Annotated in this window: 11 protein-coding genes; 8 read left to right on the top strand and 3 right to left on the bottom strand. The window is 48.5% G+C overall.

All coding sequences use genetic code 11. The annotated features are described in order from the left end of the window. Nucleotides 1–15 precede the first annotated feature (15 nt). The 5 genes from A596_RS12595 (at nucleotide 16) to A596_RS12575 (ending at nucleotide 4,440) form a co-directional block, all read left to right on the top strand. Nucleotides 16–894, top strand: a complete 879-nt coding sequence (locus A596_RS12595; protein ID WP_039915177.1) for a MipA/OmpV family protein — start codon at nucleotides 16–18, stop codon at nucleotides 892–894. 11 nt (nucleotides 895–905) lie between these two features. Next, complete coding sequence (locus A596_RS12590; RefSeq protein ID WP_052417472.1) at nucleotides 906–1,319, top strand: DUF3019 domain-containing protein; 414 nt, start codon at nucleotides 906–908, stop codon at nucleotides 1,317–1,319. Next, complete coding sequence (locus tag A596_RS12585) at nucleotides 1,319–2,065, top strand: response regulator (RefSeq protein ID WP_052417471.1); 747 nt, start codon at nucleotides 1,319–1,321, stop codon at nucleotides 2,063–2,065. Before A596_RS12590 ends, A596_RS12585 begins: the two co-directional genes overlap by 1 nt. Before the next feature lie 3 nt (nucleotides 2,066–2,068). Continuing rightward, complete coding sequence (locus A596_RS12580; RefSeq protein ID WP_039915175.1) at nucleotides 2,069–3,358, top strand: ATP-binding protein; 1,290 nt, start codon at nucleotides 2,069–2,071, stop codon at nucleotides 3,356–3,358. A 221-nt stretch (nucleotides 3,359–3,579) separates the two neighbouring features. After that, complete coding sequence (locus A596_RS12575) at nucleotides 3,580–4,440, top strand: PEP-CTERM sorting domain-containing protein (RefSeq protein WP_039915174.1); 861 nt, start codon at nucleotides 3,580–3,582, stop codon at nucleotides 4,438–4,440. 107 nt (nucleotides 4,441–4,547) lie between these two features. Here the strand turns inward: A596_RS12575 and A596_RS12570 are convergent, their stop codons facing one another. After that, nucleotides 4,548–5,354 carry a sulfurtransferase gene (locus A596_RS12570; protein ID WP_039915172.1) on the bottom strand — a complete coding sequence of 269 codons (807 nt, stop codon included), beginning with the start codon at nucleotides 5,352–5,354 and terminating at the stop codon, nucleotides 4,548–4,550. Between the two features lie 37 nt (nucleotides 5,355–5,391). Beyond that, complete coding sequence (gene rsgA / locus A596_RS12565; protein WP_039915171.1) at nucleotides 5,392–6,414, bottom strand: small ribosomal subunit biogenesis GTPase RsgA; 1,023 nt, start codon at nucleotides 6,412–6,414, stop codon at nucleotides 5,392–5,394. An 86-nt stretch (nucleotides 6,415–6,500) separates the two neighbouring features. Between rsgA and orn the strand changes: the two genes are divergently transcribed. Continuing rightward, the gene (gene orn / locus A596_RS12560) at nucleotides 6,501–7,058 is read left to right on the top strand and encodes an oligoribonuclease (protein ID WP_039915169.1); all 558 of its coding nucleotides are present in this window, start codon (nucleotides 6,501–6,503) and stop codon (nucleotides 7,056–7,058) included. A 226-nt stretch (nucleotides 7,059–7,284) separates the two neighbouring features. Here the strand turns inward: orn and A596_RS12555 are convergent, their stop codons facing one another. Continuing rightward, nucleotides 7,285–8,202, bottom strand: a complete 918-nt coding sequence (locus A596_RS12555) for a LysR family transcriptional regulator (RefSeq protein ID WP_039915166.1) — start codon at nucleotides 8,200–8,202, stop codon at nucleotides 7,285–7,287. 193 nt (nucleotides 8,203–8,395) lie between these two features. On the opposite strand from A596_RS12555, the gene A596_RS12550 reads away from it, so the two are divergent. Beyond that, nucleotides 8,396–9,286, top strand: a complete 891-nt coding sequence (locus A596_RS12550) for a type 1 glutamine amidotransferase domain-containing protein (RefSeq protein ID WP_039915164.1) — start codon at nucleotides 8,396–8,398, stop codon at nucleotides 9,284–9,286. 344 nt (nucleotides 9,287–9,630) lie between these two features. Beyond that, nucleotides 9,631–13,065: a TonB-dependent receptor gene (locus A596_RS12540; RefSeq protein WP_052417470.1), complete on the top strand. Its 3,435-nt coding sequence runs from the start codon at nucleotides 9,631–9,633 to the stop codon at nucleotides 13,063–13,065. The last annotated feature ends 203 nt before the right edge of the window (nucleotides 13,066–13,268 follow it).

Here is a 13,268-nt window from a genome sequence, read left to right as displayed (position 1 = left end):
CAGGTTACGGTTTTTATGTGGATTAAGCGCTTGCGTACAGGATTATTACCGGCTTGCCTGGTGCACACAGGGATTTTATTGTGTGGATTATTGATGGGTATTGGCTTGCCTTCATACGCGGGCGACTTGTCGACCGAAGTGCGCAAAGGTACCTCCGGCCCCGACAACCGCAATGGCGGCTATTTTGAGGTCGGTGCTGGTATTGCAACCTCCACTAACCCTATCGTGGGAATCCCGGAAGGCAATGAAAAAGGTGAGGTACACACGGAAGTTTTCCTGGATATCAATGCGCGCTACCAATACGGCTGCCTGTTCGGGGAACTATTTTCCCAAAGCCTCGAACAATTCACCCTGGGCTGCAATTTTTATAACGGTGAAAATTGGTCTCTCGATTGGGTTGGCCTTACGCAACATGATGAGATGAGTGAAGAGGTAAGCGATGATTATCGCGGCCTGAAGCGTCGCCGCGATGATTTTATGTCGGGGCCGCGCGCGACCGCGTATTTTGGTAATTACATCGTACAACTCCATGCACTCACCGACATCAGCGATACCCATCACGGTGAATTATATTCCTTGCGTCTGGCGCGCCATTGGCAATATCGCAACTGGACATTGCACGGCATTGTAGGAGCCACATATCGATCGCAACAAATCATGGATTATTATTTTTCCATTGATGAGTCAGAAGCCTCGGAAAAATATCCGCAAAGCGAAGTGCCCGCCGGCATGGCGTATGTGGTGGAATTAGGGGTTACTTATCCGCTCAGTGAAAAATGGGTGTTTCGCAGTTTTATCCGGCGTATGGATCTTGAATCCTCGGCTATGAGAAGTCCACTTATCATGGACAATCACGGCGAAGCCATCGCGACCTCTGTCAGTTACGTGTTTTAGTGGCGATGATTATGTCCAGGCTTATTCAGGGAATCAGGATTGCGCTTCTGCTGCCAATAGCAACAAGCGTTTTCGCCGCTGATGAGGCTGCCACATCGGCAGTACCGGAACCAGCGAGTTTGTTATTAACCCCATCGCGTTGCGTTGCCTTGCACCAGGGGCAAGTGTGTTATCAGCGTGTGCAAATTTCGTGGAGTAGTTTTGCGGCGGGAAATTATTGCGTATACCAGGAAGCAACGCCACAACCACTACATTGCTGGCAGGAACAAACGCAGGGAACATTTGTGTATGAATTTGCCAGCGATTCATCGCTTTTGTTGCAATTAAAAAATGCGCAGCAACAAGTTGTTGCCGAATCGACTATGGAGGTAGCCTGGGTTTACAAAGCCAACACCCGCCGTAAAACCCATTGGCGATTATTTTAATGACGACAATCAATGAATTTACCGACGCGCTGAATAGTAAATCTTCTGCGGCCAGTATTTTACTGGTAGAAGACGATGCCTCACTCGCCGAATGGATCCAGCAATATTTGCAAGGGCATGAATACCAGCTGCGCCACCTTACGCGCGGCGATCTGGTTATCGCCGAAGTACAACAGCACAAGCCGGATTTAATTATTCTTGATGTGATGTTGCCGGGTAAAAATGGTTTTGATATTTGTCGCGAGCTGCGCGCATTCTACAACGGCCCGATTTTGATGCTGACTGCACTCAACGAAGAAACCGATGAGGTATTGGGTTTGGAACTGGGGGCAAATGATTATTTAAACAAACCGGTGCGGCCGCGCGTATTACTTGCACGTATTAAAGCCCTGCTGCGGCGCGAGCCGCAAGAGCAACAGCAGGAACAGCCGGAAGGGCATTTGCAGTTCGGCCAATTAAAAATACTGCGCGATGCCAAAACAGTTTTTTATCGCGAGCAATTAATTCCGCTCACGGCAAATGAGTTTGATGTGCTCTGGTTACTGGCAAGCAGCGCAGGCCAAGTAATCAGTCGCGATCAATTGGTGATCCAGTTGCGCGGTTTTGAATACGATGGTTTTGATCGTTCGATTGATATTCGCGTGTCGCGCTTGCGTAAAAAATTACTGGATAATGCCGAACAGCCTTATCGTATAAAAACCGTGTGGGCGCGCGGTTATTTATTTTCTCCTGAAGCCTGGGATTAATTCGTGAAGCGTTTGACTCTCTCGCTTCTTATTGTTGTTGTGTCCGCGGTAATTGGTTTGGGCTGGGGTATAGACCAATGGTATAACGACCAGGAACCTTCCACGGAAGATGCGTCGTTGATCGCCTATAAAACTGTGGGACGCGAGCTGGCCATTTTATTGGACCAGCAAGGTGTGCAAATCGAATGGGATAATTGGCTCGCATTTTCCACCATGCATCCGCAGATCATTCCTTATGGCGAATTTCCACTGCCACAAAATCTGCAAAAAAATTTCGAAAAAGGCGAGGCGTTGCTATTGGAATCCGGTGATCAACTCAGCCTGAATTATTACCTCGCCAGCCAGGATCAAGTCCTTTCCCTCACTTTGCCCGATGAGTTGCGCCAGGATTCACCCGGTTGGTTAAATTGGTTATTAACATTTTTATTTTATGGTGGCGTGATTTTAGTTGTGCTTATTTGGCTCTATCCGTTATTGCGCCGTTTATCACTGTTGCGTCGCACCGCCCAGGAATTCGGTGCGGGAAATTTGCAAGCGCGTATCGCCAGCGATAAAAACTCCTATATCAGCAGTATTGAGTTGGAATTTAATCGAATGGCGCAACGCATCGAGCAATTAATTGCCGATAATAAATTGCTGTCACGCGGTCTCTCCCACGATTTACGCACACCATTGGCGCGCTTGCGCTTTGGCCTGGATGTGCTGGGGGAAGCGGAGTTGCCGTCCATGCAACAGCAACAACTCGCGCATTTGAATCGCGATTTGGCGGCGATGGAATCGCTGGTGGAAGCATTGCTTAATTATGCGCGTATGGACCAGGCGCAAATTGCTTTCTCTCCGCGCGAATTAATTCTCAGTGATTTTGTACGGCGATTGCAGCAGGAGTTTTATATTGATCAGGTTGAACTTGGGATCGACGATGTCGCTGAAAAAATATCTGTGAGTGTTGATCCCGATTATCTTGCCATGCTAATCCACAACCTCGTGCAAAATGCGTTGCACTACGGCAAGGGGGTAGTGCGTGTATCAATTGCACTTGCGGTGAATTCGTTGATTCTCAAGGTAGAGGATAATGGCTCCGGTATACCTGAAAGTGAGCGCCAGAAAGTATTGCAGCCGTTTTATCGCAGTAGCCAGCTCCAGAGTACAGAAGACCGCCGGGGTTACGGTTTGGGCCTGGCGGTGGTTGAGCGTATTGTCCAATGGCATTCGGCCCAATTGACACTGGGCCAATCACCTTCGCTCGGCGGGCTTGAGGTTTCCGTTACTTTTCCCGTTCCATCTGCGCGCTAATTTTTCGATAGACAACGTTGTCGGTTGTTTTTACAGTTTTCCTTCCTTTCATTATGCGTGTGTGATGCAAATCACTGTTTTTATTGCATCTTCCCAAAATGGTGCAGAAATTGCTGATTTACGCGCAACCGTAATGACCACAACTTTCTAAAAACTTCTCTTACATACAAATACGATAAATACGGTGTGAGACTAGCCAATCAACCAAGAAGGGTATTTCTGTGATTAAACAATTAATGAAAATGGCAGTAATGGTTTTGGCCATGGCTTCCAGCAGTGCTTTTGCATTGCCTGTGGATTTGGGCAATGCCGGCAATTACACCTTATTGTCGCACGGCACCAATATCTGGCATGGACAACCGCTTTACGGCAACCTTGAGCTGGGTTCCGAAGCGGAAATTTACGGCAATGTCGGTGTACGCAATACACTGAATATGGCACATGGTTCGGTAATTCATGGTGATGCCGATTTTGGTTCTCTGACCCAAAATCCCGGCGCAAGTATTGACGGTGCGGCCACTGTCCAGAACGCTGCATTTTGGGATGCGCTGTATGCCGATCTTAAAGGTGCATCGCAATCTGCAAAAGCATTAACGGGGGTGAACGCCGGTTATATCACTACCACGCAAACATTTAATCGCCAGGGCGATGTATCGGTATTCAATATCCTCGGTTTGAATTTGGGTGCGGGTAAAAGCCTGACATTAAAAGGCAACGCTGATGATGTGTTTATCGTAAATGTCGATTATTTTGGTTTTATGTTGGGCGGTGGTGCTTCCATTGTTCTCGACGGTGTTGCTGCTGAAAACGTATTATTTAATGTATTCGGTGAATTGAACAAAGGGCACGTTAACGTCGCTGCGGGAAGTATGCAGGGCACTTACATCGCACCGGATGGTTACTTCCAGTTGGGTGATGGTTTGAACCTGAACGGCGTACGTTTTTTAGGTGCGGGTATTTCCGGTAATTTACAAACTGTGCATGGCATTACAACGCCACCTGCTGAAGTACCGGAACCTTCTGCATTATTGCTGTTGGGTTTGGGATTGTTGAGCCTGAGCGTGGTTCGTCGTCGCGTTTAATTTGCCCGGCAAATAAATCGTGCATGAAAAAAAGCGAAGCCTGATTTGATCAGGCTTCGCTTTTTTTTCCAATAATTTTTTATTGGATGGTAATTATAATGATTAAATTATTGTTCAACCGGTGTGCCAGGATGATTGCCCCATTCTGCCCAGGAGCCATGGTAACCACGAATATTTAACCCCACAGCTTTGCCCACTAAATACGTGAAGCCGGAGCGATGGTGGCCCTGGCAATGGGTAACAATACGTTTGTTTGCGGTCAAGCCCAATGCCGCTAAATATTCGCGTGCATCACTGCGAATACGCAACGCATTATTCGGATCCATTAAATTCGTCCACTCGCAATTGATTGCTCCGGGGATGTGGCCATTTTTTTGTGCAGTCACCCGTTCGCCGGAATATTCTTGCGGGCTGCGCGCGTCCCATACTACAAAGTCTGCGCGATCCAATTCGCCGATAATATCGGGAATTTCAATAACTACTTTTGGATCAATTTTTACATTAACGGTGCTTGGCGTTACCACTGGAATTTCTTGTGTCAGCGATTGCCCGGACGCGATCCACGCATGCAAGCCGCCATTTAAATATGAATAATGTTTGTGGCCAATCGCATCCAGCGTCCAGATCATTCGTCCGGCCCAGCCACCGCCTTCATCGTCGTACACAACAACGTGCGTATCGGGCGTTAAACCCAAAAATGAAAACACGCGATTTAATTTTTCTACCGGCGCAATTTTGCCCGGCACAGGCTGTTCAGCCATGAGGATTTTGTGTGGCGGTACATGGATTGCACCATCGATATGGCCGCGCAAATAAGTAGGTTCGGCACACATATCAATAATCAATAATTTGCTCGTTGGTTGTGCAAGTAATGCCGCGAGCTGTGTAGGTTCAATCACAAAGGGTAGGGCCATGGGTTGCTCCTTATGAAATTAAAATCGGTGCGCTTTTTTAACTATTTTCATTCAGGGTACGCAAAATATAACGGTAGGAACTCATTCTTGTTTCGCTAATCTCGCCATTTTCAAGTGCTTTTAAAATTGCACAACCGGGCTCGTGGCGATGTGAGCAATCGCGGAATTTACAGTGACCAATAAAGGGTTTGAATTCGATAAAGCCTTCCAGCACTTCATCTTCTTCCATATGCCACAAACCAAATTCACGAATACCGGGTGAATCAATTAAATGGCCTCCTGCCGGAAAATGTAACAGCATGGCGCTGGTAGTCGTGTGCGTGCCTTGCTGGCGCTCGGATAGGTCACCTACGCGCAAATTGGATTCCGGCAACAGTGCATTGATCAGCGATGATTTCCCCACGCCCGACTGGCCGACAAATACGCTGGTGTAATCTTTTAAATATTCGCGCAACTCATCCAGCCCGTGGTCAGTTTTGGTTGAAACCATAAGCACCTTGTAACCCAATTCGCGATAGGTATTTTCCAGGTAAGAAATTTTTTCGCGCGTTGTCTCATCGATGCGGTCGATTTTATTAATCACTAAAACCGGTTCTATTTCAATTGCGTTAGCGGCGACCAAATAGCGATCAATCAAATTGGCGTGGGGTTCAGGATAGGGCGCGACCACAATCATAATGCGATCAATATTTGCCGCTACCGTTTTCATGTCACCGTGCGGGTCAGGGCGTTGCAATGCTGAATCGCGCGGCATTACCGCAACTACAACCCCGGTCGGATTCCCCGCGCGCCAGGCTACCCTATCGCCTGTTACCAATGAGCCCAGGTTGCTGCGAAAGTGGCAACGCTGGTGCTGACCGGCATTTTCGCCTTCGGTGGATTCCACTACGACCTGGGTGCCAAAGTGCGTAATGATCAGCCCGTGCTGCTCAGGGCCCAATTCGGTGTCATTTAAGTGTTCGTCAGCCAATTGATCGCGTTTTGCCGCGCGGGCACTGCGTTCTTCCTGGATTTTGTCGATGCGCCATTGCTGGCGGCGAGTGAGTTTACGTTTGGACATGCGTGGTTTTTCAGGTCTCGATTGGCTAGCGGGCGATTTATGGTTTAGTCTGGCAAACATTGTGCCTGATTTGTGAGGAATAACCTATGACAACCCCTGTCCTGAATGAAAACAACCTGATCTGGATCGACCTGGAAATGACCGGCCTTGATCCCGATACTGACGTAATCATCGAAATCGCCACCATCGTCACTGATGCCGATCTCAATATCCTCGCTGAAGGTCCGGTATTCGCCGTCCACCAGCCTGACAGTATCATGCTCAATATGGACGAATGGAACACCAACCAGCACGGCAAATCCGGCCTCACCCAGCGTGTGCGTGAAAGTAAAATCAGTGTTGAGCAAGCAGAAGCCGAAACCATTAAATTCCTTGAGCAATGGGTTCCCAAAGGCAAATCACCGATCAGTGGAAATTCCATCTGCCAGGATCGCCGCTTTTTAGTGCGCGGCATGCCAAAGCTGGAAGCCTATTTCCACTATCGCAACCTTGATGTCAGCACCGTAAAAGAATTGGCCCGCCGCTGGCGCCCTGATGTTATCGCCGGCGTAAAAAAATCCGGTGCGCATTTAGCGTTGGATGACATTAAGGATTCCATTGCGGAATTGCAGCATTATCGTGCAACGTTTTTTAAGATGGATTAATACTTTCTAGCGTAATGTAAAGGCGACTTTTGAGTCGCCTTTGTTGTTTTATTAATTCGCTATTTCCGGGCACCAATTTCCGGAGCGCTCTTGCAACGTTAAGTGATGGTGCTTTTGCAGGCTGCATATTTTATTTAATATTTCGTAAACGAACTAATTTGTTAGTGAAAGGATTAAGTGGACTTTTCAAATTGTTGCGTTTTATTTGCCAGAATTTTTTCACGGTTTAATTTTTGCTATTGCCACATTCTTCCACCAACAAATCAATAAACGCCCGCGTTTTCGGCGCGAGTATTCTGGTGTGCGGATACAACACTGAAAAACTGCGCGAAGCGCCGCGATAGGGCTTCAATACTTCAACCAAATTACCGTACTGTTTTTGCGCTGCGATAAAATCGTAAGTTTGTACAAGCCCACCGCCGGCAGCGGCGTAGGTGATGCAGCCGAGGACATCGCCGGTAATGTGGATGCTGCTGTGAATATCGAGTGTTACTTCATTGCCATCGCGATGGAACGTCCAGGGCATAGGTTTGCCGGTAGCGGGCATTATGAAATGGATGCAGTCGTGTTGTGGTAAATCGTCCAATGTTTGCGGTGTACCGCGGTGCATTAAATATTCCGGTGCAGCGTAAATACCAAGTTGCGCATCTTCCAGCTTGCGTGCGATTAAGCGTGAGTCTTTCGGTTGGCCTAAGCGAATGGCAAGGTCGTAACCTTCTTCAATGAAATCAATATTGCGATTGGAGATATTTATTTCCAATGCAACCTCCGGATAACGTCGGCGATATTTGTGGATCACTGGCATCACCCGGCAATGCCCATACGTGGTGGGCACGCTGATGCGCAATGTGCCGCGCGGTGTATCCAGGCCGCCGGTCAATAATCTCTCGGCAGCTTCCAGCTGCTGCAGGGCACGAATACATTCGTCGTAATAAAGCTTGCCTTCATCGGTGAGACGGATGTGACGAGTGGAGCGCGCAAATAACCGCACACCCATACGACTTTCAATACGCGCTATTGAACGGCTCACGGCGGCGGGGGTGATACCCAGCGCTACAGCGGCGGCAGAAAAGCTTTCCAGTTCGGCGGATTTGCAGAAAATCTGGATACTGCCCAGATTATTGCTGTAGAACTTTCGATCCATTTATTACACCAGGTTAATAATGAAGTGATCCGCTGAATCTACAACATATAAATCCACATCGCTAGAGTAGCAACCAGAGGCAGTAAATTCAGTGTGTAGTAGGGAATTTCTGGATATGAACTCGGGTAGTGTACCGTTGTCGATTAATTACATCGGGTGACGGAATAACAGGTTTATTTATGTGGAGGTTGTTATGGCAAATTCATGGTTATCAACGATACGGCAATTATTAGCGGCGGCCCTGGTGGTGGTTATAGCGAGCGTTACAGCAGTTAATTCGTTCGCGGCAGAAAGCAAAGGTAAAGTGTTAGTGGTGGTGTCGAGTGTAAGCGAGATTCCATTGCAAGATGGAAAAACTTATTCGACCGGATATTTCCTTAATGAATTGACTGTGCCGGTAAAAGCGTTAATCGCCGCCGGTTACGAGCCGGTATTTGCAAACCCGAAAGGCAATGCCGCGAATTGGGATGTGCATTCGCTGGATGCAAAATTCTTTGGTGGTAATAAACAAACGCTGGAGCAAATGAAAAGTTTTGCACAAAGTTTGCCGGGTTTGAAACAGCCGCTCAGTTTTGCGCAAGTATTGAAGCAAGGTACTGCCGGCTATAGTGGTGTTTTTGTTCCGGGTGGCCACGCGCCGCTTGGCGATTTAACAACGAATGCAGAGCTGGGCAAGTTATTACGTGAATTTCATGTGGCGAATAAGCCAACTGCCCTGATTTGCCATGGCCCGGTTGCATTGCTCTCGGCGCTGCCGGATGCCGCAACGTTCGCTACCGCTGCTGCAAGCGGTGATAGCGCAGGGCTTGAACGCGCCAGCAAAAATTGGCCTTATGCGGGCTATCGCATGACTGTATTCAGCACAGTAGAAGAGCGTATGGCAGAGCAGTCCCAGCTCAACGGAAAAGTGCTTTTCTACCCGGCGGAAGCCTTGGCGGAAGCGGGCGCGATTGTTGAATCCGGAAAAGCCTGGCAGAACCATGTGGTGCAAGATCGCGAGTTGATTACCGGCCGCCAGCCTTTTTCGGATGAAGAGTTTACAGCGGTGTTTATCAAGGCATTGAACGCTGGAAAGGCCCCTTAATTATTCTTTACCCTTTATTTATATAAACGCCGGGCTCGCTGACCCCGGTGTTTTTTCTTTTACATCCTTGTCCGTGAACTGTTCAGGTGCAGGATATTGACCTGTCGCCCCATTCTTTCTTTCGTGCTTTCCGGATTGGTTATATAAAAAACGTATAAACCCCATCTTATGGTCAGATTGACAATACTTAGGTGCCAACATAGCATGCAACATGTACATTAGGTTACTAGTGTACAAGTTGAGCGTAATCCAGTGCGTATCCTGGTATATCAACCGGCTTCCGGTGCGCCTGGCACTGGTCACATCTACAACACCTAATCATAAATTTAAGAAGGGGTTAGTTCATGAGTTATCAAAGCAACAATAAAACTGCGCGACTACACGAGGGAATCCAGTTTAAAAAATCCATGTTGGCATTGTGTGTAATTGCACTGGGCTCGCCATCATTTGCACAAACCGCTACCGAAACAGAAAGCGTTGAGGAGATTGTTGTTAGCGGTATGCGTCAGAGCTTGCAAAATGCCCAGGATGTAAAACGTAATGCATCGACCTTCGTCGATTCTGTTTCTGCATCGGATATCGGCGCATTGCCGGACCGTTCTGTACTTGAAGCTATGCAGCGCATTCCCGGTATTTCAATCGAGCGTTTTGCCGCAGTCGATGATCCGGATCATATGTCGGCAGAAGGTTCAGGTGCGGTAATTCGCGGTATGACCGCAACCCGTTCCGAGTTTAATGGCCGTGATTCATTCACTGCTAACTCCGGCCGTGGTCTGTCATTCCAGGACGTTTCGCCGGAAATGATGGCCGGTGTTGATGTATATAAAAACCAGCAAGCGGACATGGTAGAAGGTGGTATCGGTGGTACCGTCAGTTTGCGTACCCGTAAACCCTTTGACCAAAGCGGTATGATGACCGCCTTCAGTGCAGAAGCCACTTATGGCGATTTGTCAGAAGAAACCAAGCCAACTATTTCCGGTTTATTCAGCAATCGCTGGGAAACTAATGCGGGTGAGTTCGGATTTTTGATCAACGCGGTTAAATCCGAAATGATCACCGAAAACCACAACATCCAATCGGATGCCTACAAACGTTACATTCCTTGCTGGTTGCCGGGCGCAGAAGCCTTTGACAAGCGTGCAAGCGGTGTTGCTTGTCCGGGAATGGCTACTACCGATTACGCTACTTACGGTGAAGTGTGGATGCCATCGGGTGCTAACTTCCTGGTAAAAGAAGATGAGCGTACCCGGGAGGGCATCAATACCTCTTTCCAGTGGAAAGATCTCGATGACAAATTCCTGGTAACCACTGAATATATCCGTTCCAATTCACAACTGGATTGGTGGGAAGACGCCATGAAATACCAGGGCGGCTATAAAGATGGTGACCGCCGTATTCGTCCTGTTACTGGAAGCGAGTTCATATTCGACGACCAGGGCCGTTTCCAGTACGGTCAAATGTCGGATGGCAGCGGTGACTGGCGTGCGAGCGGCCAGGCAGGCCATCAAGTTAATGGTGTATGGGAAGAGCCAGTCAATATTCGCTATCCAAACTCCTGGAGTGGTATCCCGACACCACGCCAGCAATTTGGTCAAAAATTCCAGGTGGATACTCGCGGTGTAACCGGTGAGACCCTGGTTGAAGATTTCAGTGCAAACCTGAAGTGGACTCCGGATGACCTTTGGACTGTCGAGCTGGATGTCCAGCACGTGCAAGCTGAAACCTCTAACGATGATCTGGTGTTGCACCTGGCTGTTGCCGGTTTGCAAGAAGTTGATTTGCGTGGCAGTACGCCGACGATGAAATTAACTGAACCATGGGGCGGTGCGCGCGATGCTAACCGCGACAAATGGTTAGCCGCTTATGCAAACGTCCCCGGCTTTAGTAACGACCCGGCAGGTGATGCTAACTATTTCACTGATCCTACGAGCTACTGGTGGCGTTCTGGTATGAGCCATTATGAGCGTTCCGAAGGTGATGCCGATGCTGTGCGCCTGGATATCACTCGTCAATTTGATGATGCGGGTCCACTCAAGGGGATAAAGGCCGGTGTTCGCTGGGCGGATCGTGAACAAACCGTACGCTCAACCAGTTGGGGGTGGGGCTCAGTTGCGCCGGAATTCTCCGCAGGTGCACTGTATATCGACCACACTCCGGACCAGGCTGATTGGGTACAGGTTAACGACTGGAGCAACTTCCATCGCGGTGGCGTCATTGATATCGCAGGCGGCAATCAAATGCTGGGTATCAAGCGTGAAGTCGTTGCCAATATTCGCGATAACCGCTTGTGTCCGGGCGATGCGGGCTTCCCTGAGCGCTCAGCGTCAGGTAGCTACAATCCTTACCACTGCCTGGCTGGCAACGATGCACAATACGGTTTGTTCCAACCGAGCGATATCGCCATCACTGGTGAAACCAACAAAGCTGCGTACGTGCGGTTTGATTTTGGCTTTGATGACTTGACTTACCCAATCGCCGGTAACCTTGGTTTCCGTTACGTTGAGCTGGATCGTGAATCGCGCGGCTACGTTAAAACGGCTGAAATCGATAAAAACTACGTTCCGGATACTGACGCTCCGCCAGCCGGTTTGAGCACGCCATTGACTGGCGCATCCGTAAAAGCCTACATGGAAGGCAAAATTGCTGACGGTACTTATGCTGATGTCAGGGCTTTCATGGAAGACACAACGAACTCCTGGGTAAGCAAAGGCTACAACTGGCTGAACGAAGCGGATCGCCGCTATGGTGATACTGCTGCCGGTTTTAGTGATGCCGAGTCCAGTTACGACACTTTGTTGCCAAGCCTGAACGTGAAAATGGAGCTGTCGAGCGATTTGTTAGCGCGTTTTGCTTATGCAAAAGCGGTTGCTTATCCTGACATGGGCGATGTGCGTAACAATATCACCATGAGCACTGATCAATACGAAGCAACTTACGACACTTACACAGTTACGGGCAGTGATGGCACACCAACAGCTGTGCGTGTTCCTAACAAAATGTGGGTTGATGAGTGGCGCGGTTCGGGCGGCAATACCAAGTTGATGCCAATGGAATCCGATCAGTATGACGTTTCTCTGGAGTGGTATTTCGCACCGACCGGCTCTTTGACCGGAACCGTGTTCTATAAAGATCTTTCCAACTTCTTTGTGCAAGGTGCAGTGGTTGAAGAAATTGCCAACCCGATTTATCCGGACGAAGTTCGTGAAGTAGAACTGACCACTACGCGTAATGGTGGTGAGGGCAAAATGTACGGATACGAATTGGCTTACCAGCAATTCTTCGACTTCCTTCCCTCTCCATGGGATGGCCTGGGTGTGCAAGGTACTTTCACCAAAATCAAATCTTCCGGTGTTCCACACAACGAAGTAGATTATGAAAATGCTGATTGGGCTAATGGTGGTGAGAATGACACCGGTGCACGTGTAAACCTGAACAACGTACCACTGCAAGGTCAATCAGAAGAAACTGTTAACTTCACCTTGATGTACGAAAAATATGATTGGCAAGTGCGTGCGGCTTACAACTGGCGTTCAAAATATTTGCTGACTACACGTGACGTAATTTCCAAATACCCGCTGTGGTCTGACGATATTGGTATGCTGGATGCGTCGATCATGTACAACATCAACGACAATATCACTGTCGGTCTGCAAGGCACCAACCTGACCAATGAGCAAACCAAAACATTGGCAATCCTCAATGATGATGGTATGACCGCTGGCCGCAGCTGGTTCGTTATGGATCGTCGCTACACTCTGTCATTGCGCGCGAAGTTCTAATCGTTCGTAATGAATCTGAAAAAAGCGCACAGTGAAAACTGTGCGCTTTTTTTATTTGAATTAATGATTGTATAAATACAAAAAATCGGCCTGGTTTGCACAAGGGCGCGCTGATTAAAATAAAAGTCAGTAGATTGCGGCGGCCGCGCAGGCTGAGCTGTGAACTGCAGCATTCGTAATTGCAAATGGCACATTGTTTTGTA

Origin of the sequence: Cellvibrio mixtus subsp. mixtus J3-8, assembly GCF_000766945.1 — a bacterium.
GTDB lineage: Bacteria > Pseudomonadota > Gammaproteobacteria > Pseudomonadales > Cellvibrionaceae > Cellvibrio > Cellvibrio mixtus_A.
Note: the sequence above shows the minus strand (reverse complement) of the source record. Positions and strands in the feature narration are given on the sequence as shown.

What these genes read in the sequence shown, in the direction of transcription:
- rsgA (WP_039915171.1), bottom strand. Translation starts at nt 6,414, where the DNA reads ATGTCCAAACGTAAACTCACTCGCCGCCAGCAATGGCGCATCGACAAA.
- A596_RS12555 (WP_039915166.1), bottom strand. Translation starts at nt 8,202, where the DNA reads ATGGATCGAAAGTTCTACAGCAATAATCTGGGCAGTATCCAGATTTTC.
- A596_RS12585 (WP_052417471.1), top strand. Translation starts at nt 1,319, where the DNA reads ATGACGACAATCAATGAATTTACCGACGCGCTGAATAGTAAATCTTCT.
- A596_RS12540 (WP_052417470.1), top strand. Translation starts at nt 9,631, where the DNA reads ATGAGTTATCAAAGCAACAATAAAACTGCGCGACTACACGAGGGAATC.
- orn (WP_039915169.1), top strand. Translation starts at nt 6,501, where the DNA reads ATGACAACCCCTGTCCTGAATGAAAACAACCTGATCTGGATCGACCTG.
- A596_RS12590 (WP_052417472.1), top strand. Translation starts at nt 906, where the DNA reads ATGTCCAGGCTTATTCAGGGAATCAGGATTGCGCTTCTGCTGCCAATA.
- A596_RS12570 (WP_039915172.1), bottom strand. Translation starts at nt 5,354, where the DNA reads ATGGCCCTACCCTTTGTGATTGAACCTACACAGCTCGCGGCATTACTT.
- A596_RS12595 (WP_039915177.1), top strand. Translation starts at nt 16, where the DNA reads ATGTGGATTAAGCGCTTGCGTACAGGATTATTACCGGCTTGCCTGGTG.
- A596_RS12550 (WP_039915164.1), top strand. Translation starts at nt 8,396, where the DNA reads ATGGCAAATTCATGGTTATCAACGATACGGCAATTATTAGCGGCGGCC.